Origin of the sequence: Williamwhitmania taraxaci (genome assembly GCF_900096565.1) — a bacterium.
Classification (GTDB): domain Bacteria; phylum Bacteroidota; class Bacteroidia; order Bacteroidales; family Williamwhitmaniaceae; genus Williamwhitmania; species Williamwhitmania taraxaci.
The window spans coordinates 24594-46770 of record NZ_FMYP01000030.1 but is presented as its reverse complement, the minus strand read 5'-3'; the positions used below and the strand labels follow the sequence as shown (position 1 = coordinate 46770).

At 42.4% G+C, this 22177-nt stretch carries 24 protein-coding genes; 6 read left to right on the top strand and 18 right to left on the bottom strand.

What is annotated here, in order from left to right:
* On the bottom strand, positions 1–282 hold a 282-nt coding region (locus BLS65_RS09305), incomplete at its 3' end, for an IS1 family transposase (protein WP_139180961.1).
* Positions 283–379: 97 nt separating this feature from the next.
* On the opposite strand from BLS65_RS09305, the gene BLS65_RS09300 reads away from it, so the two are divergent.
* Positions 380–1054: a phosphoadenylyl-sulfate reductase gene (locus BLS65_RS09300; RefSeq protein WP_092438243.1), complete on the top strand. Its 675-nt coding sequence runs from the start codon at positions 380–382 to the stop codon at positions 1052–1054.
* A 4-nt stretch (positions 1055–1058) separates the two neighbouring features.
* Complete coding sequence (locus tag BLS65_RS09295) at positions 1059–1964, top strand: NAD-dependent epimerase/dehydratase family protein (RefSeq protein WP_092438241.1); 906 nt, start codon at positions 1059–1061, stop codon at positions 1962–1964.
* 1 nt (position 1965) lies between these two features.
* Here BLS65_RS09295 and BLS65_RS09290 read toward each other — a convergent pair whose 3' ends face one another.
* A complete protein-coding gene (locus BLS65_RS09290) occupies positions 1966–2802 on the bottom strand; it encodes a T9SS type B sorting domain-containing protein (RefSeq protein ID WP_092438239.1) in 837 nt (278 codons plus the stop codon).
* Positions 2803–2844: 42 nt separating this feature from the next.
* Positions 2845–3951, bottom strand: a complete 1107-nt coding sequence (locus BLS65_RS09285) for an AI-2E family transporter (RefSeq protein WP_092438237.1) — start codon at positions 3949–3951, stop codon at positions 2845–2847.
* Positions 3952–4043: 92 nt separating this feature from the next.
* Here BLS65_RS09285 and BLS65_RS09280 point away from each other — a divergent pair, with 92 nt between their 5' ends.
* Positions 4044–4955 carry a DMT family transporter gene (locus BLS65_RS09280; protein WP_092438235.1) on the top strand — a complete coding sequence of 304 codons (912 nt, stop codon included), beginning with the start codon at positions 4044–4046 and terminating at the stop codon, positions 4953–4955.
* 78 nt (positions 4956–5033) lie between these two features.
* On the opposite strand, the gene BLS65_RS09275 is transcribed toward BLS65_RS09280, so the two are convergent.
* The 5 genes from BLS65_RS09275 to rsfS are packed head-to-tail and all read right to left on the bottom strand — an operon-like array spanning position 5034 to position 9122.
* Positions 5034–5687, bottom strand: coding sequence for a phosphatidylserine decarboxylase family protein (locus tag BLS65_RS09275; RefSeq protein ID WP_092438233.1), 654 nt, complete (start codon positions 5685–5687; stop codon positions 5034–5036).
* Positions 5688–5704: 17 nt separating this feature from the next.
* A complete protein-coding gene (locus BLS65_RS09270; protein WP_170830060.1) occupies positions 5705–6538 on the bottom strand; it encodes a phosphatidate cytidylyltransferase in 834 nt (277 codons plus the stop codon).
* A 1-nt stretch (position 6539) separates the two neighbouring features.
* Entirely contained in the window at positions 6540–6737 is a 198-nt protein-coding gene (locus BLS65_RS09265) for a putative signal transducing protein (RefSeq protein WP_092438227.1), read from the bottom strand.
* 2 nt (positions 6738–6739) lie between these two features.
* Positions 6740–8719, bottom strand: coding sequence for an ATP-dependent zinc metalloprotease FtsH (ftsH, locus tag BLS65_RS09260; RefSeq protein ID WP_092438225.1), 1980 nt, complete (start codon positions 8717–8719; stop codon positions 6740–6742).
* Between the two features lie 31 nt (positions 8720–8750).
* Positions 8751–9122: a ribosome silencing factor gene (gene rsfS / locus BLS65_RS09255; protein WP_244500682.1), complete on the bottom strand. Its 372-nt coding sequence runs from the start codon at positions 9120–9122 to the stop codon at positions 8751–8753.
* A 158-nt stretch (positions 9123–9280) separates the two neighbouring features.
* On the opposite strand from rsfS, the gene BLS65_RS09250 reads away from it, so the two are divergent.
* Positions 9281–10027, top strand: a complete 747-nt coding sequence (locus BLS65_RS09250) for a biotin--[acetyl-CoA-carboxylase] ligase (RefSeq protein ID WP_092438223.1) — start codon at positions 9281–9283, stop codon at positions 10025–10027.
* A 176-nt stretch (positions 10028–10203) separates the two neighbouring features.
* Here the strand turns inward: BLS65_RS09250 and BLS65_RS09245 are convergent, their stop codons facing one another.
* Both BLS65_RS09245 and pyrE read right to left on the bottom strand, forming a co-directional pair.
* On the bottom strand, positions 10204–10608 hold the full coding sequence (locus tag BLS65_RS09245) for a hypothetical protein (RefSeq protein ID WP_092438221.1): 405 nt from the start codon (positions 10606–10608) through the stop codon (positions 10204–10206).
* Between the two features lie 6 nt (positions 10609–10614).
* The gene (gene pyrE / locus BLS65_RS09240; protein WP_092438219.1) at positions 10615–11247 is read right to left on the bottom strand and encodes an orotate phosphoribosyltransferase; all 633 of its coding nucleotides are present in this window, start codon (positions 11245–11247) and stop codon (positions 10615–10617) included.
* Between the two features lie 7 nt (positions 11248–11254).
* Between pyrE and BLS65_RS09235 the strand changes: the two genes are divergently transcribed.
* The gene (locus BLS65_RS09235) at positions 11255–11872 is read left to right on the top strand and encodes an NUDIX hydrolase (protein ID WP_092438217.1); all 618 of its coding nucleotides are present in this window, start codon (positions 11255–11257) and stop codon (positions 11870–11872) included.
* Here the strand turns inward: BLS65_RS09235 and BLS65_RS09230 are convergent.
* The 8 genes from BLS65_RS09230 to BLS65_RS09195 all read right to left on the bottom strand — a co-directional run bounded on the left by BLS65_RS09230 (position 11867) and on the right by BLS65_RS09195 (position 20744).
* The gene (locus BLS65_RS09230) at positions 11867–13285 is read right to left on the bottom strand and encodes a TlpA family protein disulfide reductase (RefSeq protein WP_092438215.1); all 1419 of its coding nucleotides are present in this window, start codon (positions 13283–13285) and stop codon (positions 11867–11869) included. The genes BLS65_RS09235 and BLS65_RS09230 overlap by 6 nt on opposite strands.
* 50 nt (positions 13286–13335) lie before the next feature.
* Positions 13336–13827: a pantetheine-phosphate adenylyltransferase gene (gene coaD, locus BLS65_RS09225; protein WP_092438247.1), complete on the bottom strand. Its 492-nt coding sequence runs from the start codon at positions 13825–13827 to the stop codon at positions 13336–13338.
* A 143-nt stretch (positions 13828–13970) separates the two neighbouring features.
* Positions 13971–14531, bottom strand: coding sequence for a porin family protein (locus BLS65_RS09220; protein ID WP_092438213.1), 561 nt, complete (start codon positions 14529–14531; stop codon positions 13971–13973).
* Positions 14532–14924: 393 nt separating this feature from the next.
* Complete coding sequence (gene lon / locus BLS65_RS09215) at positions 14925–17372, bottom strand: endopeptidase La (protein WP_092438211.1); 2448 nt, start codon at positions 17370–17372, stop codon at positions 14925–14927.
* Between the two features lie 146 nt (positions 17373–17518).
* Positions 17519–18700 carry a GlmU family protein gene (locus BLS65_RS09210; protein ID WP_092438209.1) on the bottom strand — a complete coding sequence of 394 codons (1182 nt, stop codon included), beginning with the start codon at positions 18698–18700 and terminating at the stop codon, positions 17519–17521.
* Between the two features lie 79 nt (positions 18701–18779).
* Positions 18780–19043, bottom strand: coding sequence for a type B 50S ribosomal protein L31 (locus BLS65_RS09205; protein WP_092438206.1), 264 nt, complete (start codon positions 19041–19043; stop codon positions 18780–18782).
* A gap of 112 nt (positions 19044–19155) precedes the next feature.
* A complete protein-coding gene (locus BLS65_RS09200) occupies positions 19156–19914 on the bottom strand; it encodes a Bax inhibitor-1/YccA family protein (protein ID WP_170830059.1) in 759 nt (252 codons plus the stop codon).
* Positions 19915–20087: 173 nt separating this feature from the next.
* On the bottom strand, positions 20088–20744 hold the full coding sequence (locus BLS65_RS09195; RefSeq protein WP_092438204.1) for a DNA alkylation repair protein: 657 nt from the start codon (positions 20742–20744) through the stop codon (positions 20088–20090).
* A 79-nt stretch (positions 20745–20823) separates the two neighbouring features.
* On the opposite strand from BLS65_RS09195, the gene BLS65_RS09190 reads away from it, so the two are divergent.
* The gene (locus tag BLS65_RS09190; protein ID WP_092438202.1) at positions 20824–22176 is read left to right on the top strand and encodes a lipopolysaccharide biosynthesis protein; all 1353 of its coding nucleotides are present in this window, start codon (positions 20824–20826) and stop codon (positions 22174–22176) included.
* The last annotated feature ends 1 nt before the right edge of the window (position 22177 follow it).

Genomic DNA, 22177 nt, shown 5'->3' with positions numbered 1-22177 from the left:
CGTGCAGTAATCCTGCCAAAGTGAAACCTTTTTCAACCCGTGTATGGGCGTTCCGGTAAGCATAGTAAAGGTCTTGCCGCACGTTTTGCACTTGGAGCGCTGCCTCCCATTGAACATGCTGTGCTTAATGATCATGCTGCTCGAGCAGTGGGGGCAGACTTTCGCCTCCCCCAGCTGAGCCGTAAGTGATGCATCCGTATTTTTCAGCTCCCGCATTACCGTAACGCGCTCTTGTTCTGTCAACTGTTTTGCGAGTTCTCGGATTTGTTCAATTATTGTCATATCATAGAGACTTTCCACTAAGATAAGCAAATTTTTGCAACAACATTATCACTGAATAGAGCCAAAACTTAAGATACTATTTGTACATTTGCCCACTATGACTATAGACATTAGCCAAATATCGACTAAAATTGAAAGCTATCGGCTGGATGGAAAGCGGATTTTCACCACTTCTTCATTTCAAACCCATAGTATAGCGCTACTGCATATCATTAGCAGGATAGATAAGTCTATCCCAGTTTACTTCCTCAACACAGGATATCTTTTCCCAAAAACCATAGAGTATAAAGATCAAGTTGCAGAGGAGTTTGGACTCACCGTTATCGACCTAAAGCCCGCTACTGCCAAATACCAGCAAAAAGATGTCGATGGACAATTACTCTTTGCCAGCGATCCGGACTATTGCTGCCATATCAATAAGGTACTTCCACTAGAATTGCTATTGCCACAATTCGATATTTGGATTAATGGCATCCGAGCCGACCAAACAGCCGAGCGCAGTGCCATGAGCCAAGAACAGCCTGCACCACACAACGTTGTTCGCTATCACCCAATGCTCAACTGGACAAAGCAAGACATCTACAGCTACATAAAAGAATACAACCTACCCCGGCATCCACTCGACCCACTAGGATACAGTAGCATAGGCTGCGAACCTTGCACACACAAGCCCAACCTCAATGACCTTGAACGTTCAGGACGATGGGCGGGTTTAAACAAAACCGAGTGTGGCATAAATACCGAATTAATTATCAAACCCAACAACCAATAGTATAATGAAGATTTTAATTACCGGCGCAGCAGGATATATTGGAAGTGAACTCTGTCGCTACTACACCAACCAGCTCTCCATTTCAACGGTTATTGCCTACGACAACTTCTCGAAGGGCGCAAATGGTTTGCTTGACGCTGGTATTAATCGTAAGAAACTTCAAACATTCAAGGCCGACATTCTCGACAACTTTAAGCTTCGAAAAGCCCTTTCGGGTATCGATCTAGTTATTCATGCGGCAGGAGTTGGATCCACTTACAATACTGCAGACAAGGACATTCACCACTATGAACAAGTAAACCACTGGGGTACCGCAGAATTAGTTGGAATCCTTGAGGAGAAAAAGATAATCCGCTTAATCTACCTCTCCACCACCGATGTTATTGGCTACACAACTCAAGCCGATAACATTTCTCAATCCCAACACATATCAGCATTTGCCTCATCACTTGGTCGTGCCGAAGAGGAGATTGAGCGCTTAATAGCCCGAAAACGAGCCACAATTTTACGCATTGGAGAGGTTGTTGGAAAAAGCCCAAACCAAGATACCGAATCGCCTTTAAACAATATGGTTGCTGACGCCATCCTACTCAACAGGGTTCAAATTATCGGCAACGGGAACAACCAATTCCCTTACACACACATGGGTTCTATCATTGGTGCCTGCGATGCTATTATTTCCGAAAAGTTGGATTGTGGAACCTACAATCTTGTGGATGGCAACACAATGCTAAGAGAGGCCGCCGACATAATTATGGAAAGCATCCCTGAACTAGAGGTTGTTTTCGTGGCCCACCACTTCCAACCGGCAGCCTCCGAAGTGAGCAATTCACTTCCGGAGTCCATAAAAAAAGAGATCCCGTTGCAGGAATCTCTTATGATGTTTCTTGAATCGTTTCAAGTAAAATAATTTATTTCCCCCTAAATAGATATAGAAATCCCTTTTGAGGCGCCAAAACCTTGTCATCGCGATCGACTACATAGTAGTACACACCGTCAATCAGTTCTTGTCCAAATAGTGTTTTTCCATCCCATCGAACCACTGCGGCATGCTCTTCATAAACCAACGCACCAGCCCTACTATAAATCTTCACCGACAACTTATCCTTACCATTACTAACAATAGACCAAACATCATTTACTCCATCTCCATCGGGCGAGAAAACGTTTGGTACCGAAAGAGAATCTTCAACCACGACACTTTTATCTGATGAGAACGTGCATCCTGGAGGGGCCGTTGAAGTAACTATTACATTTACTTTGTAACCTCCTGCCGCGGGAAAGGTATAGGCAAATTCCGAATCGGTAATTGCAGGAACTAAAGGAACATCATCAACTGACCAGTTAAAGGTATAACCACTTGGGGAAGCAAGTATTGGACATCCAATGCGGTAAGCGTATGTAGACAGGCCGAAAGTAGTATTATCGCGCGTGGCAGAAATAATCATTTCCCACGGCTTAATAGATTCCGTTAACTGGTTAGCAACATCACCATCGACAACAGCAGTAACATTATAGGCACCTTTTGCAACATAAGTATTAGTGACCGTAGTCCCTGTGCCCATATTCCCATCACCAAAATCCCAAGCATAAGTTGATGAAACGACAGGGGCAATTACAGAAAATTCAATTATGGGCTTACAGTCAACACTTAAACCAATCTGCTTAACATTAAAGTTGGCAGTTTGCGATTTGGCCCCCACCACTATGAGCAAAAATATGTAGGTAAACACTATTCTTTTATCCATCGAAACTTTAATTAAATGGTAACCATATATTTTCTTGACGAATCAACTAAACCGGCCCGTCAGTTTTTTTACAACTCTAAAATTATAAAAAAATTCTTTGGCAAACACCCGTAGTACAGTATAAAAAGGGATAGCCAATAGCATTCCGGCTATTCCAGCGACACTTCCCGCCACTAAAATAACTAAAAAAATCTCTAGCGGGTGTGCATTTACACTACTAGAGTAAATAAATGGCTGAAAGAAAAAGGCATCAATTGCATCCACAACAATGTAAACAATGCCCATCGAAATGGCCAAGTGTACCAATTGCGTAGAACTGTGTGTTTCCAAGTTTGTGGCCACACCTATCAAAATGCCTAATAAAGCGGCTAAGATAGGCCCAACGTAAGGTATTACATTTAGCACACCGGCAAGGAGTCCAATCACCAATGCTTGCGTAAAAGGTATGCCCACAATGGTATGCCCCACGGTAACCAGCGTAATTATGCACAACACATCAAGCACGATACCAATAAAATATCGAGTAAGAAGATTCTTAATCGAATCTAAGGCACGAGTTACATTTTCTTCATACTTTTCGGGAAAGACGAGCAACAATCCCTCAAAAAACAGCTTATCATCCTTTAGAAAGAAGAACGTAATAAAGGAGATTGAAAAAGCCGCCACAAACAAGTTCCCCAGCATAGAAGCTATACTAGAAAAGAGATTCGTGAGCATGGCAACATTCAAAACTGAACTTATCCGCTGCTCAATAAGAACGTCCACAGAAAAACCGCTCGAAGCCGCGGGAATATTTTCTTGAATGAATCGCTCAACTCCGGCAATAGGCTTGCTAAATGTTTCCACAAGCATTGGTATATTCACACTCGAAAGTTGGGTAGCTTGGTTGGCTACAAGCGGTATAAATATCCTGAAAAACAATACTATAACAAACCACAAAAGCATAAGAGTAACAGCGGCGCTTAAAGCCCGAGGAATTCGCCACCGATAGATAGGAACTTTTCCCAATAAATCGACCAAAGGCTTACCAATTAATGACAGTACAGCAGAGATAAGAATATAGGCAACAATTCCCTGGAAATACCAAACAAGAAAGCATATAACCGCAGTTAAAGTAATGCCAATTACATATCGAGCCAGCTTGTTCATAACTAAATCCTTTATGCTTTAAACCAACAAAGTTCTCAGTAATCAAAGGTAAACTTTTTTAATTCACTAAATCAAACAAAACCTAGAATTGTATGCCCACAACCCATATTGGCGAAATTGCAGCATTAGCAACAGCCTTTTTCTGGACCATAACCGCCATCTCATTCGAAATTGCCGGCAAAAAGGTTGGATCGCTTTCAGTAAACCTGATACGACTAGTGATTGCATTTACCTTCCTTACGCTTTACAACTTTGCGGTAAGAGGCTTACCTTTTCCCATCGACGCTACGGCAGAGCAATGGTTTTGGCTCTCAATTTCCGGAATCGTTGGATTTGTCCTTGGTGATCTTCTACTATTTCAGGCCTATGTTGTAATTGGCGCTAGAATTTCGATGCTCATTATGGCATTGGCACCCTTTGTGGCTGCTATTATTGGATGGTTTGTTCTTGGAGAAACCATGAGTGGGAAGCAATTCCTTGCCCTAATGCTTACATTTTCGGGTATCTGTATCGTGGTTTTAAAACGACCATTAAACGAAAATGGGGAGAAGATGAAAAAGCTGCGATTCAAGTATCCTTTGGCAGGTTTACTACTCGCATTTGGAGGCGCAGTTGGGCAAGGTGGTGGACTTGTTCTAAGCAAGTTAGGAATGGGAGATTATAATCCATTTGCCGCTTCCCAAATACGAGTTCTAACCGGAATCGTAGGCTTCACGCTTATATTCATATTTCTTCGCAGGTTAAATGAAACCGTGGAATCGGTAAAAAACAAAAGAGCCATGCTGTTCATTACCCTAGGAGCATTCTTTGGACCCTTCCTTGGTGTTTCCTTTTCACTTCTTGCCATTCAACATACAACAACGGGTATTGCGTCTACCATTATGTCGATTGTACCAATCCTTATCATTCCGGCCTCGGTTCTCATCTTCAAGGAGAAATTCAACCTAGTAGAACTTATTGGTGCCGCAATTTCGCTAGCTGGAGTTACGATGTTCTTCTTATAATTAACAGAATCGTATCACAAAAAAATGAGGAATATGCCAAAACATATTCCTCATTTTTTGTGTGGTGTCGTTCGAAGGTTATTTAAACCTTGCAATATTGGTTTGGGTTCCAACAACCTTTTGGTTCAAGGACACCTCAATCTTGGCATCGAGAGGCAGAAATATGTCTACCCTTGAGCCAAACTTAATGAATCCCATTTGCTCACCGGCATTAACCGGAGTTCCCTCCTTAGCATAACAAATAATACGGCGGGCTACATATCCAGCAATTTGGCGAAAAAGGATAGCAGTACCATTTGAGTGACGAACTACAACACTGGTGCGCTCGTTAAGCTCCGACGATTTAGGATGCCAAGCAACCAGATACTTTCCTTGATGGTGACGAAAATACTCAACAGTTCCTTTAAACGAGAACCAGTTGATATGTACATTCCAAACCGACATAAAGATAGAAACCTGAATGCGTGGTTCCTTAAAGAATTCATTTTCAACAACCTCTTCAATTACGACAACGGTGCCATCGCAAGGAGAAAGCAGCATTCCCTCCTCATGCTGAACAACGCGAACAGGCACTCTGAAAAACCGTAAAGTAAAAACTAAGAGGAACAATGAAACGAAGGCAAGAAAGCCAAAAACGTATACGGGTAAGAAATAGAAGAACAAAAGGTTGGCTACAAGCAACCCAATCAACAATCCTCGAATAATACCAAACCCTTCCTTATGTATGCGCATCTATTTTTTCTTAATGGTTAAACAACTATCAACTGCAAATAAACAAAAACTATTGGAGATGCAAAAAATACCGCATCAAATCGATCAAGAAAACCACCATGACCCGGCATAATATTGCCAGAATCCTTAACCTGAAGGCTCCGTTTATACATCGATTCTATTAAATCGCCAAACACACCAGCTACCGATACAATTAGGGCCATAACCAACCATACGTGAATGGGCAAATCGGTGAATAACTGCGAGAGTAATGCTCCCATTCCCATCGCAATAGCTATACCGCCAAAGAAACCTTCCCACGATTTCTTTGGAGAAATACGAGGAAATAGGCGATGCTTTCCAATGGACATCCCCACCAAATAGGCACCGGTATCATTGGCCCAAAGCAACAGAAAAAAACCAAGCACTAACCCAAAATCATAAGTTGCGCCACCAATAGAAGGTGTAAACGCAATATAGTTCATTAAGGATAAGGGACCAGCAATATATACAATGCCAAGTAAGGTATAGGCTATATTGGTAAATGGTCGACTGTGGTTCCTATACATCTCCACAACAAAAACCCCCATACTCAGAGGGATGAAGGCATAAAACATTATAGGCAAATCGACGCTACCACTGGCATGCAAATAGGTGCATAGAAACAGCAACAAACCTAACGCTACACCAAGGAACATTTGGGGTCTTACCCGCACTTTTAACGAAAGGCGATAAAACTCAAAAAGGGAGCCAACCAATATGGCCCCCATTAGTAATGCAAAGGTTATCTGTCCGAGGTAAACGCTCCCGATTACCAAAACTGCGAAGACAATCCCGCTAATTGCTCGAATTACAAAGTTGCTAAGCTTCAATTTAAAAATCTTTTAACAGGTTGGTTGCCATCTCTACGTCTTCTTGAGCCACATAAACCTCCACATCTCCAATGGTAACATAAAAAGAATCCTTCTTATTTACCACCATAGCCATAAGGTCATTATTGGCAAGATGTTGGCGGGCCAATTCGGCCTTAAAAATTTGATCACAACAATAAACAGCAACCCAACCTTCCATGATTATTCAATTACTTTATCCTTGTTATCGATACCTGTCAAACTTGGTTGCTCGCGCTCTAACGCTGGAGGAGTAACCCCTTTTCGCTTACCAAACAAAACCTCAAGGTCGTCGCTAAAGATAACCTCTCGCTCAAGCAACTGCTCGGCCAGCTGAGTTAGGCCATCCATATGCTCCCGCAAAACAACCTTTGCGCGGTCGTATTCCCGAGCCACAAGTTCTTTCACTTCGGCATCAATCAGTTTTGCCGTTTCTTCCGAGTATGGTTTACCAAACGAAAACTCTGATTGTCCAGAAGAATCATAGAAACTTAAATTACCTACCTTTTCGCTCATACCAAAATAGGTAACCATGGCATAAGCTTGCTTAGTAACCTTTTCGAGGTCGTTCAGCGCGCCAGTGGAGACCTTTCCAAAAACCACCTCTTCCGAAGCACGACCACCAAGGGTTGCGCACATCTCGTCCAAGAGTTGCTCCTTGGTTGTAATCATACGCTCTTCGGGCAAATACCATGCTGCGCCCAATGAACGTCCGCGAGGAATAATGGTAACCTTTAGGAGTGGGTTGGCATGTTCCAACAACCAGCTAACAGTAGCATGGCCGCCCTCATGGAAAGCAATTACCCGCTTTTCTTCTAGTGATATTATCTTATTCTTCTTCTCTAAACCAGCGACAATTCGATCTACTGCATCGAGAAAATCTTGTTTTTCAACAACATCTTTATTTTTACGTGCAGCAATAAGCGCTGCTTCATTACAAACATTTGCAATATCGGCACCGGAGAATCCGGGAGTCTGCTTTGCAAGGAACTCACTATCGAAAACTGCTGGAAGTTTCAGTGGTCGCAAGTGGACCTTAAATATCTCCAGACGTTCTTTGGAATCGGGAAGTTCTACGTGTATTTGTCTATCGAAACGACCGGCACGAAGTAAAGCCCTATCGAGAATATCGGCACGGTTAGTTGCGGCCAAAATGATTACACCACTGTTCGTTCCAAAACCATCCATCTCGGTAAGAAGTTGGTTGAGGGTATTCTCACGCTCATCGTTTGAAGAAAAGTTTGCGTTTTTACCACGCGCTCTACCAATTGCATCGATCTCGTCAATAAATACTATACATGGAGATTTTTCTTTTGCCTGTTTAAAGAGGTCTCTTACCCTTGAGGCGCCAACTCCAACAAACATTTCAACGAAATCGGATCCACTGAGAGAGAAGAATGGCACATTCGCTTCTCCGGCAACAGCCTTAGCCAACAGCGTTTTTCCGGTACCCGGAGGTCCAACTAACAAGGCACCCTTAGGAATTTTACCTCCTAGGTCGGTGTATTTTTTTGGATTCTTAAGGAAATCAACAATCTCCATGATTTCTACCTTGGCCTCTTCGAGACCGGCAACATCGCTGAAGTTGATTTTTACGTTTGATTCCTTATCAAAAAGTTGAGCTCGCGATTTACCTACATTGAAAATATTACCGCCACCGCCACCGCCGGCACCACGATTCATCCTACGAAATATGAATACCCAAAAACCAATAATCAACAGGAATGGCAGTAACCATCCTAGTATGCTATAGTAGTCGGACTCCTCGATATACTCGGGATAAATCTTTTCGGCCTCAGGCGTTGCAGTTTGAGCCTCGCTTAGGTTCTTCTCAAAGGTTTCTACATTACCAATGGTAAAAAAGAAGTGAGGTCCAGCCTTGGGCACCTGAGACACACCCTTAGAGAGTTGGTCCTTGTATGTAGGAATACTCTTCTCTTTGAGATAAACATCCACACGGCCTTTATTGCGCACAGATACAATCTTTTGCACATCCCCCTTGGCAAGCATTTTCATCTTCACATCTTGCCAGTTGGTTTCTACGGCGCTTCCGGCGCTGAAGAAAAACTGCATCCCAATAAGGGCAATAGCAACCAATCCGTAAACCCAGTAAATACTAAATTTCTGTTTTGGTGATTTGCTGCTGTTTAACTCATTATCCATAATCAAATATCTTTTGTTTTTTTAGACAATGCTAATCGAGATCCTTATATATCTCGGTTTTAGCGTCAGCCCAGAGTTGGTCAAGTCTATAAAAGTCGCGTGCCTCGGTACGAAATACGTGAACCATTATGTCGAAGTAATCCAAAACCACCCAGTAGGCATTTTGGTATCCATCGGTGCGCAAAACTTTCTCACCGCATTTTTCCAATACCACTTCTTCTATAGACTGCCCTATTGCTTCAACTTGTATGCCAGAATCAGCATTGCAAATAATATAGTAGGAGCAAACTGCATTATGGAGTGTTCTCATGTCTAGAGCTACAACGCCATGTCCTTTTTTATTTTGAATTCCTTCTACAATCGCGGCCAAAAGTCCCTCAGTGTCAACTGTCTTCTTCATCATCAAATCTAAAATCAAAAACTACTTATTTCTGAACGCAAAGGTAATTTTTTTTCATTAATAACATTGCCTTTCTGGCAGGTGCGCATTTAATTCCATAGCGCCAAACCTGTCATTGTGGTTTACCTTTCTTACATTTGCACCTTAAAAGTTTGAAAAGCATGAGCAGCCAAATTCAACTTCTCAAGTACCCGGTAATTGACTCTACCAACAGTTTTGCGCACCAAATGGTTGCAACCCAAAGACCCGAATTAGAAACAGTAATTTGGGCCATGGAACAATCGAACGGACGGGGCCAACGCGATAACAAGTGGCTTGTAGAGCCTGGCAAAAACCTCACATTCAGCATAATTATCTACCCACATTACCTCCCCATCAATCGGCAATTCTCATTATCACAAGCCACTGCAATTGCAATTGCCGAGGTATTATCGGATTTAATCCCGAACAACACAGTGGCCATAAAGTGGCCAAACGACATTTATGTCGATGACAAAAAAATCGGAGGTCTACTGCTCGAGCACTCCATCATGGGCAGTTCCATCGATTACTCAATTGCAGGCATTGGCATAAACGTTAACCAAGAAAGTTTTCCCGAAAGTTTGCCAAATCCAACATCGATGAATATTGCCACAAAAAAAGAATACGATTTAGAAAAACTACTGGAAGTTTTGGTTCGATCCTTCTTTGCACAAATGGAGAGAATTAAGGCGGAAATGTATGAAGAGATTCACGCCGACTACAAGCGTAGACTCTTTCGAAAGGAGGGCTATCACCTGTTCGAGACTGACAAAGGACAATTTACTGCCAAAATAGCAGACATACGGCAATCGGGTGAGCTCATACTGGAAGTTGCCAACGGCAATCAAACAGCCTATGCCTTTAAAGAGGTTGGATACATTCTCTAAACTATTGCTTATAAGCACAAAAGCAAGCGGACTTGAATTAAAATCAAGTCCGCTTGCATTTTTATAATGAATTGTAACCAAAACGGATCACCAAAGAGTGAAACAATTCGCTAATATATCACAACACTCGGTCAACCACCATCCATTTAGTTCACCTCATGATCAAACCGAAGTATCTATGATTTATTAAACACCATCGCAATATGATCGGCCATAGCATCTAGTCCTTCAGTTAGTTTGTTTTTCAAGAGTGCCTTCATCATAAAATTGAGATCGGCCTTGATGGTAAGTTTAAGTTTGGTATCCTTCTCACCAACCTGCTTTAACTGAACCCACAAGGAAAAATCGATTGGCGCCCCATCTCCGGAAATCTTAATTGTTTTGAATGGCTCTCGTTCAATGATTTTTAGTCCTGTTTCAATTCCTTTAACTTTAATTCGACAGGTATCTTCGGTGGCCGTCCAGCTATCAACCTTATCGGAGGGAATGAAAGGTGTGAAATTGCTAAACTTTGAGATAAAATCAAAAATCTCCTGATCGTTACGAACAATCGTAACGACCTTGCTTTCGTATGTATCCATATTTTATTATTTATTCCAGGTTTCAGGGCTATTGCGCCACTTGCCCAAAGTTTCGAGGCTTGCCGAATCGACGTAGTTCATTTCAATGGCTTCGGGAATGAGCACTTCATAGTTGCTGAGTGTAACCAGCTTGCAACCTGCCTTTTCAAAAGCCAACTGAGCCTGCGGAAATCCATAGGTAAAGATGGCCATCATACCCAAAACATCGCAACCGGCATTACGCAATGCCTCCACTGCAGCCAAACTACTTGCTCCTGTAGATATAAGATCCTCTATAACGACAACCTTTTGCCCAAATTTGATCTCACCCTCAATAAGATTCGTAAGGCCATGACCTTTGGGTGCCGATCGAACATAGGAAAACGGCATATCCAACGCCTCGGCAACAAGTACACCATGAGCAATTGCTCCAGTGGCAACACCGGCAATGGCATTAGCAGTAGGAAACTCTTCCTTAAGCAATTTACAGAATGCATTACGAATATCACCTCTTACAGAAGGATAAGCTAATGTCTTTCTATTATCACAGTATATTGGGGAATTCCAACCCGAGGCCCACACAAATGGATTTGCAGGATTTAATTTAATTGCATTAATTTGCAACAATTCCCGCGCTATCAGTTTTTCTATACTTTTCATAACGCAAATGTATAAAGTTTTTTTCAACCACAGGTCAATTGAGTTCGTAAGTAAAGACTTTCAAGTAGCCGGGTTAAACGAAGCTTTTTTTTATTTCATCCAAGATAATGGTGAAATTTCGCGCATATTAAGGTTTTTCCACAACACTTCGAGTATTCACTGCCTAGTAATTGTTTCGGAAAACCCCAAGGAGACCTTTAAGGTTTTCAACTTCCACTTTATGCCAATTACCGCAGCAGGCGGCTTTGTAGTAAACCCGGCAGGCGAAATTCTATTGATAAACCGGCACAAAAAATGGGATCTACCCAAGGGTAAAGCAGAGGAAGGCGAAATCCCAAGTGAAACAGCTCTACGCGAAGTAGAGGAGGAATGTGGGATACAAAACATTTCCATTGAATGCTCACTTGGAGAAACCTACCATACCTATAAGCTCAATGGAATCCCATCCATCAAGAAAACGTACTGGTTTCTAATGCGGTTCAATGGAACCGAGACACCAACACCACAACTCGAAGAAGATATCCATGAAGTTCGCTGGGTAAACCCGATTGAAATAGACACATATCTAGCAAACACCTACAACTCACTTCTCGACATCTTCGTAAGGGGTGTCCAGCAACTATAGGTCGCCCCGCGACTTAAGCAGGTCAAAAAATTTCAATTCAAATTTTTCGGAAGGTGCCGCTGCAGGAGAAATAAGAATCCGGCCATCGGGTGCAATCACAAAAAAAGAGGGAAAAGCACGAACATCAAAATCGGTTATTACCTCCGGTTTATTCTTGTAGTACAAAAATATCCAGTCATACCCAGTTTGCTCCACAAAACTTTTCAGTTCCGCCTCACTTTCGTCGGACATGATTGAGACAATTGTGAGATACTTGTCATACTTCTTTTTTATAGCCACCATGCTCTTAAATTCCTGAAGGCAGGAATAGCTTGCCGAAGTTCCAAAATTCAGATAAACGTATTTCCCTTTATACTCATCGAGGCTGTGCTTATTCCCTGCCAGATCGAAAAGTTCAAACTTTGGTGGAACAAATCCCGGCAATAGTTTAGTAACCTTTTCCCGAATATTCTGGGCGATAACCCTATGCTCGGGAATGGAAGTATTGAAGTACAGGGAATCTAATATTATAAGCAAAGAAGAGCGGGAAAACTTATCGTCGTAAAAACCATCGTGCAGGCTCTTCAGGACTACCGCCTCCATCAAGGTATCGTTGGAAAGCACCTCGTTTTGGCGTAGAACCTTTTTCAGCAAGGCATAGCTATGCTTGGCACCAATGGCGTCGATTAATTCTTTCCCTCTGCTTGCGCGCGAGTAAAAAACAAAGTAGCGGTCATAAACTTTATTAAATAGATCCATGTAGGCAGGATTGGCATACTGCACCGGTTTGTTGAGAAAGTAAGCATCTGAAAGGGCCCGCGCCTTCCGGTGCATGGTCATTTGTTCAAGAAATCCCATTCGGTATAACCGATAGGCATCAAAGAACGGCTGGTGATAGTTGGAGTATAGGGTATCAAGCCGCAAAACCAAGGAGTCAACCTCCACAAGGCTCTTTTGCTCAAAAGCCTTATTTACGGCGCTGTTGTATTCGGCATTATAAACAATATCGAATGTTCCAATGAGGTAATTCAACTCTCCGGGTGATGACTCTTCCACCCCAAGATGAATCTCATCGGGCTTAAAATATGGATTCAACCGGTCGGCCTCACGTAAAGGGGTGTAGGGAGGAAGAATAAGGTGGTAGGTCTTACCTTTCTCTGCGTAAAAATAACCACGAATAGCACCAAGATCAACGAACACTTGAGTGGTTTCCTCCAGCACAAAACGAGTATTAAAGCACCCTTCTGTTGAAAGTTTAACGGTTGCCAATTGGGCGGTTGAATTCGAAATGCGATCGGTAAAGCGATAAAAGACAATCTCCATCCCATCGTATTCAGGAGCACAACCCTGGAGCGAAACTTTCTGAGAAAAAAGGGTAATGCTTACAACGAGCAAAAGCAAGAGCAGTCCAGCGAATTTGTACAATCGCGCCATACTTGTAAATCAGATTTAGACCGGTAAAACGTTCCTTGAGCGGTTATATTTTACGAACGATTCAACTCGTTCATATAATCGGCAATATTGATGCTCTTCGGAATAAACATATTTGCATCGCCACCATGGATAAGGATATCCCGCACAATTGTAGAGTTTACAGGGGTAAGTTCGGGTGATGTGAGCAAGAAAACTGTTTCGAGGTTCTCATCCATCATCCTATTAACCTGAGCAATAGCTCGCTCAAATTCAAAATCGGATGCAGTCCTAAGCCCACGAAGGAGGTAGCCGGCGTTAATGCCCTTGCAAAAATCGACCGTTAATCCCTGATAGCTACTCACCGTAACGTTTGGGTATGCCTCGAAAATCTTTTCTATCATGCGAATCCTAGTCTCAAGCGGAAAGAGACTTTTCTTGCTCGAGTTGTATCCTACAGCAATAACCACATGGCTAAATATGCTCAACGACCGAAGCACAATGGATTCGTGCCCAACGGTAAACGGATCGAACGAACCCGGAAAAACAGCAACTCTTTCTTGCATGATGATCTTTGTTTTATTGAGCCGAAAGATAACACTTTTCGAATAGGTAGTATAAAGAAACAACCAAAGAGAACCCCGCGCTGAATAAAAAAAGAAAACTGCCATACGACGAGCGCATGGCAGTTTCAAAAGATTATATGATATTAGAATTTGTAAGCAACACTAAGTTGGAAGTTGTTTTGGCTAACTTCACTATTAAATCCGGTATCATTAAGATCCGACAGGCCGATGCAGTAGCGTAAACCAACACCTATTTGTTCATTAACGGCATATCCTGCTCCAAGATTCAAAGAAATATTTACACTTTTATAGCCATCTTTAATATCATGTCCATCATATTTCGCACTCATCAAAAAACCAAGTTGAGGACCAGCCTCTAGGCTTAGTCCTTGAACTGCCCCGATCTTATAAACACCCATAATTGGGATATTTAACCATGTCAGATTCAGATTCTCAGTTGAAGTTCCCATATCAGCCTTTGCACCCTCAAGTGATATAAGCACTTCTGGCTGCAACATAAAACTTTCATTAATTCCGTACTGTGCAAAACCGCCAACGTGGAAACCAACGCGCATATCCGTATTTGCATCCTTGCCCATATTTGCAAAGTTCAACCCACCTTTTGCACCAAACTTAAGGTCTTGCCCATTTACATTCATTGCAACAAACGCAAAGGCCACTAGTAATACTGCTTTCACTTTCATAGTAATAGAATTAGGTTAAGGTGCCTACTCGTATGCTTTTCGGCTTCCGCAAATAGTTAAAACTTAATTTCGTGTTTCAAATGTAGCAAATCGAAGACACAACACCAAAAATATGTAAATTAGTTGCACTTCATAGAATATCCGTAAGAATTTTTCTAGTTTCTGTTCAGGGAAGAAACGGAAAAAAGTCGAAACGGCAATCCAGTCTATCATAACTTAAGAATAGAAGAATTACTTACTGCCACACGACCCTTCAAAACAATACACATCAATACTTTATAGCGTTAAATCACAGAAGTAAAATGACCAAAACAAACACCCTAACAAACCATGTCCAAGCAAAAAAGCGGGCTGTAATCGCTTACAGCCCGCTCAACCTTTATCATTAAAACCTTAGATAATATTCAGTGGATTATCAATTTTTTCGGGGAGTAAAGCATAATCGAGAACCTCTTGAAGGGTTTTTACATAGTGGAAAGAAAGTCCACTTAGATAAATATCCTTTATATCCTCAATGTGCTTTCTGTTGTCCGCCGAAAGAATAATCTCCTTAATACCTGCTCTTTTCGCGGCAAGTATTTTCTCCTTAATTCCGCCAACCGGTAGAACCTTACCACGTAGCGTAATTTCGCCGGTCATGGCAACATCCTTACGCACTTTACGCTGAGTAAACCCGGAGGATATCGAAGTCGCCATAGTGATACCCGCCGATGGTCCATCCTTTGGAATAGCTCCCTCGGGCACGTGAACGTGAACATTCCAGCGCTCAAAAATATCGGAAGGAAGTTGAAGTGCCTCAGCATGTGCTTTGATATACTCCATAGCTATTACGGCTGACTCCTTCATCACATCGCCAAGATTACCAGTAAGGGTTAAACCCCCTTTGCCCTTGCTTAGGCTGGTTTCTACATACAAAATCTCACCCCCAACTTCGGTCCAAGCAAGTCCAGTAACCACCCCAGCAAATTCGTTGCCCTGGTAGCTATCCTTCTCGTAATCGGCAATTCCAAGAATGGATTTAATGTCGTCTTTGCTAACGTGCTTATCGTACTTTTCACCGAAAGCGACCTTACGGGCATAGCTACGAACAATCTTAGCAATCCGTTTATCCATTAAGCGCACACCCGATTCCCGAGTATAGCTATCGACCAAGAGTTCCAGAGAGCCGGCATCGAATACCAGCTGGTTCTTTTTTAACCCATGGTTTTCCATCTGCTTTGGAAGCAAATGGCGCTTAGCAATCTCAATCTTCTCTTCGAGAATATATCCACTTACCTCTATCATTTCCATACGGTCGCGAAGGGCCGAACTTATGGTTGCTGGATTATTCGCGGTGGTTATAAACAACACTTTCGACAAGTCGTAGTCTACGTCGAGATAATTATCGTGGAAACTATTGTTTTGTTCTGGATCGAGAACTTCCAGTAGAGCTGAAGCCGGATCGCCATGAAAATCTTTTCCAACCTTGTCGATCTCGTCCAAAATAATCACGGGATTCGAACTCTGGACCTTTTTAATGGTCTGAATAATTCGCCCGGGCATGGCTCCAATATAGGTTTTTCGGTGTCCGCGAATTTCAGCCTCATCGTGCAAACCGCCTAAGGAGATACGGCCATATTTACGTCCAAGGGCGCGAGCAACAGACTTACCCAACGAAGTTTTACCCACACCGGGAGGACCGTACAGACATAAAATTGGAGATTTTAAATTCCCCTTAAGCTTAAGCACGGCTAGGTGCTCAATGATACGCTCCTTTACCTTTTCCAATCCAAAGTGATCGTCGTCGAGAACTTTCTCAGCACGCTTTAAGTCGAAATTATCTTTGGTGACTACATTCCATGGCAAATCCAGCAACAGCTCCACATAGTTGAGCTGAACGGAGTATTCACCTGCAGCAGGATTCATGCGTTCAAGCTTTGAAACTTCCTTTTCAAAGACTTTTAAAACATCCTTCTCCCACTTTTTCTTTTTGGCACGAGCACGCAGTTCCTGAACCTCCATCTCCGTTGGGTTTCCGCCCAACTCATCCTGAATGGTTTTTATTTGCTGCTGAAGAAAATATTCGCGCTGCTGCTGATCGAGATCTAGCTTAACCTTTAGCTGGATATCATTCTTAATCTCTAGAAGCTGTACTTCACGGGTAAGGTGCTGCAAGAGAGCATAGCCCCTAGCCTTAAGATCACTCAATTCCAGCAACCGCTGCTTCTCGGTATGCGAAAGATCGGTATTGGAACTTATATAGTTTATAAGAAACCGAGGGCCCTCAATATTCTTAATGGCAAAAGCTGTTTCCGGTGGAATACTGGGAGAGAGCTTAATTATTCGTAGGGCCAAATCCTTAATCGAACCAACGATGGCATCGAATTCGGTGGAAGGCGAAAACGGTAGGTCGTCGTTAAGCACGGCTATTTCCGCCTTAAAATACGGACTCTCCGAAACCATACTCTTAATTTCGAATCGCTTATTACCTTGAATTATAACGGTATGAGAACCATCAGGAAGTTCAAGTATCTTAAGGATTGTACCAACTGTTCCAAATTGAAAAAGATCTTTACCCTTTGGATCTTCAACCTGTGGATTGATTTGCGATACAGCGCCTAGAATTTTATTGCCAGCATAAACCTCTTTAACCAACTTCAACGATTTATCGCGGCCTACGGTAATTGGAATTACTACACCCGGAAAAAGAACGGTATTTCGTAAAGCAAGAATTGGCAGCACATCGGGCACCAACATCTTGTTAAGCATATCCTCGTCCTCTTCAGCGAGTACCGGGATAAACTCTGGACTTTCATCTAATTCGTTCGAAAACAAAATATCGTGGTTTTTTAAATTATACATAGCAGATAGATGGTTACGACAACTTGTCACCCAGGCAACATTACCAAGGGGGTATTGCATCTAGGCAACCTTCATGCCAAAAGGAGTTAGTGGTCAATGGTTCGTATTGACCTGCCTTATTGTCAAGCTAAAAAAGATAGAGATGCCTAATTCCTTCTAGGAGTGTTATTATAGATGTGAAGTAGGATATCCTGGTCCACCTGAGATAGTTCAATGCCACGACGAGCCCAAACCCTCTCGGCTGTCTGCAAAGCTTTGTCGATTCTGTAATCAATCATACTAGCAGCACCACCCCAAGAGAAGGAAGGAATAAAATTGCGGGGAAAACCGTCCCCATAAATATTTGCACTTACACCAACGACGGTTCCGGTATTAAACATGGTATTAATGCCGCACTTAGAGTGGTCGCCCATGATTAACCCACAAAACTGAAGTCCTGTTTTAACAAAGTGATCCTCTCGATAACTCCAGAGTTTCACCTCCTCATAATTATTTTTAAGGTTTGAATTATTGGTGTCGGCTCCCAGATTACACCACTCCCCGAGGACAGAATTGCCAAGAAAGCCATCGTGAGCCTTATTACTCATTCCAAAAATCACGCTATTACTAACCTCGCCCCCAACTTTGGAATAAGGGCCAATGGTTGTAGGCCCGTAAATTTTGGCACCCATCTTCAGCACCGAATGCTCACACAGTGCAAACGGTCCGCGAACAATTGCCCCTTCCATAATTTCGGCATCAGCGCCAATATATACCGGGCCTGTAGAGGCATTGATTATGGCGCACTCCACAATGGCACCCTCCTCTACAAATATATTTTCGGGGGCAACAACGCGATTGCTGGCACTAAGAGTGCCCGACTTCCTCCCCTTAGTTACCTGCTTGAAATCGAGTTCTAAGGCCACCCCATTCAACCTAAAAATATCGTATGGTCGGTTTATCGTAATGGGTTCCGCATCGAGATTACGCATAGTTACAAAATCGACCTCCCCGTTCAAGAACCGACGAGCATCCAACTCATTCAACCTCACACATACGATTTCGCCCTGCCACTTAAATCCTGCGCCGACCTCAAGTAACTTAATTTGAGTAATTAACAACTCCTCAGGAAGAACATTTCCACTGACCAAAAGATTATCCTCTTTTAGGATCAAAGGGAATTTTGGTTGAAGATAATCCTGAGTAGCGTAAGAAGCGCTGGCGCCAAGAAATCGCTCCCACTTTTGGGTAATAGTTAATATCCCAACTCGTATTTCGGCAACTGGTCGAGTAAAGGTAAGCGGCAACAAATCAATATGTCTGTTATCGAAAAGAACTAAATTGCTCATAGGTATACTATTTGTTTTGCAATATAAAGATATAAAAAAAGCCCCGAGAACCGGAGCTTTAAATTTATTTCAAGATTGCTTACTTGCTCTTCTTGTCAATATGAGTCTTGTATCGGTTCATGAACTTATCAACACGACCTGCAGTGTCAATCATAGTCATTTTACCAGTGTAGAATGGATGTGAAGTGTTAGAGATTTCAAGCTTTACAACAGGATACTCTACACCATCAACTTCGAGAGTTTCTTTGGTGTTTACGCAAGACTTTGTAAGGAAAACGTGGTCGTTCGACATGTCCTTGAAGGCCACAATCCTGTAGTTTTCGGGATGAATACCTTTTCTCATTTCAGTAATATTTTAACTCAACAATTCTATCTGTTAAGGCCGGCAAAGGTAGCTACTATTCTCAAAACTCCAAAGGCTTCGAGATATTTTTATCAACCGATTGCCAATCAATCTAATTACGGCTCGAAATCTTGGATAGTAAGCGTAACAACTCCAGATACAGCCAGATAAGGGTTACCATTAGTGAAAAAGCGCCATACCACTCCATATACTTTGGTGCGCCCGATTTCGATCCCTCCACAATAAAGTGAAAGTCGAGAACTAAATTAAGGGCAGCAATACCAACAACCACGGCACTAATCCCTATGGAGAGATTGCTGTTGCCACTCATAAATGAGGTGTCGGCACCAAACATGCCCATAATCATAGTGATGATGTAGAAAAGCGCTACTGCTCCGGTTGCCGCCATCACCCCAGCCATGAACTTTTGGGTTACCTTAATTATTCCAGTGCGGTATAAAAAAAGCATAATGAGCAGGGTTCCGATGGTGAGTGCCACCGCTTGGATTGCAATTCCGGGGTACATGGCATTAAAGAATGCCGAAATGGCACCCAAAAAGAGTCCCTCCAGAATGGCATAAATCGGCGCAACAATGGGTGCAGACTTAGGCCTAAATATAATAATAAGCGCAGCGATTAATCCTCCTATTGCACCGCCAATCATCCAAGGCATAACAGCACCTTGATTTACGGTTTCGGAGAAAACTTTCCACGTATAAGAGCCACCCAAAACAACGAGCAGCAACATGAGAAAGGTTTTATTAATTGTGCCGTTGATGGTCATAACCTCAGTGCCGGCAAAATCGCGACTGGTGGAAGCATAGAGTCCTTCCCGCATTGTTGGATTTGATGTTTTGTCGAAAAGCCCCATAGTGGTATTCGTTTAAATGGTTAATTTGCAAAATTAGAAAGAAAATCAATGGAAAGAAAATCTGCAAAGTTAAATGAAGCTAGAAGCAGATTACAGAGCAGAAATTCCAAGAAAACATAAGGAGGCAAAGAATGCGAACCTAATTATTCTGTCGTAGAATTGGGACTAATGCACTACCCTACCACCATTTTTACCTCTTCCGCAATCCACAAAGAGGAAGCATCACCTTTCGACTCAAACTTTTTCAGAAAAGCAAAGACCTGCTCTTTACAGTTGAGGTTGCGCAGAGCAATCTCACGAAGGCAAAAGGCAATGGAGTTACGAAGATAAACTTCGCAATCGGATGCATCTTCCTCGATGCAGTCGAGGTAGGAAAGCAGCTGACTATCGCGATATTCTAGGTTGCGAGCCGAGTAACCAGCCAGCAGATAGCCCGCCATTTTCAGATACATATTATCGGCAAGGCACCACTCGAAACTTTTGGCTAGAGCAAACTCCACCTTTTGAAAAAGATTAGCGCACACCTGCTCCACCAGCTCGCTGTTGATAAAGTCGACCGACCAGGCTTCCATTTGCTCACGGGTCACCTTAGTTGGATCCTCCACAAGCGAAGCAGCAATCTTTGCCTCACGCGAATCGTGCTGAAACAGCATCTCGGCAAGATCGTGATCGGGACCAAATGGTTTTGCCGCCTGCCGAATAGTGGCTATCGAAACACCATAATTTACTTTATACATGATACCCATATCCAGCATTGTTTCGGATACTTGTCCGTTTTTTTGCCGCATGAGGTCACCTAACAGGATGAAATATTTCTCAGAAGAATTCATTTTCGTAGATTTGAGGACAAAAATAGCAATAATGCTATGATTCGTGCAAATGTAATGTTTCTGAATGAAGTTATAAATAATGAAGCTATCAACCAGACTTTGGTCTTACATTCACCTACCCGATAAAAGTTTTTCCAAGAACTTTCTCACACTACTATCCGGCACATCGGTAGCTCAGGCTATTCCATTTTTTGTTGGCCCATTAATTTCAAGGCTTTATACACCAGCTGACATTGGCTTTTTTGTTTTGCTGTCATCCACCGCAGGTATTCTTTCTATCCTATCAACTGGCACATACGAATATGGCGTGTTGGTTGAGAAGAACGACGAGGACGCAAAGAAAATTGGCGAAACAGCCATAGCCCTTTCATTTGTTTTCCTTCTATTCTCCTTTCTGTTACTACTTACCATTTTCTTAATTGCTAACCATAATTCACCTACTGGAATCAGCTGGCTGTGGTTTCTAGTTCCATTTCAAGCATTCCTAGCAGGAGCATCCAACATCCAAAACTTCTACCTGAACCGAAAAAGGCAATATACCGACATTTCAGGGGGGAAGATTATAAGAGCATCCGGGATGTCAACGCTTCAGGTTATATCTGGGTTTGCCAAGAAAGCATGGGGCCTTTTCCCCAGTCAAATTATCGGCCAGTTAATTACGGTTTTCTACTTATGGAGAAAGAGTAAGTTGCAGCCAAAGAAAAACAACAAAGGAATAGAAGATACAGTAAAACACCTCCTGAAATTCAAAAAATACCCATTGCTTACGCTGCCAGGTGCGGTAATTAATGAACTCTCCATACAAGTGCCTATATACATCCTGCAGTTCTTTTTTACTGCAAGTGCAGTCGGATTATACGCACTTCCCCATAAATTTCTTAACGCGCCAATAATGCTTATTGGGGCAACAATCGGTCAAGTTTTTTTCCAGCGATCGGTTGAGAAAAAAAATCAAGATGAACCGATCGCCGATACTGCACTATCTACATACTGGTTTTTGTTCAAGTTAGGATTAATACCATTTAGTATAATCATGGTGTTTGGTGACTCCCTGTTTGCTTGGTATTTTGGAGAAAACTGGAGGATGTCGGGTGTTTACGCACAGATGCTAAGTCCATGGCTGTTTTTTGTGCTTTGCGGATCACCATTATCTAACTTATTTATTGTGCTAGGAAAACTTCGGCTAAGTCTAAAACTTAATATAGGCTTACTCCTACTAAGAATAACGGCACTACTTATCGGTGCTATTTGGTTCAATCAAACAGTAGCCATTCTTCTATTTGCAATAGCGAGCGTTGCCTACTGGGTTGCTATAACTTACTACTCATTGCATCTATCCGGAGCAAAAATCGCCACCGTTGCTCTAAACAGTTTAACGCTTTTATTTACAGCGGTGTTGTTTTTAGCATTGCTTAGACTCCTTATACTTTAAG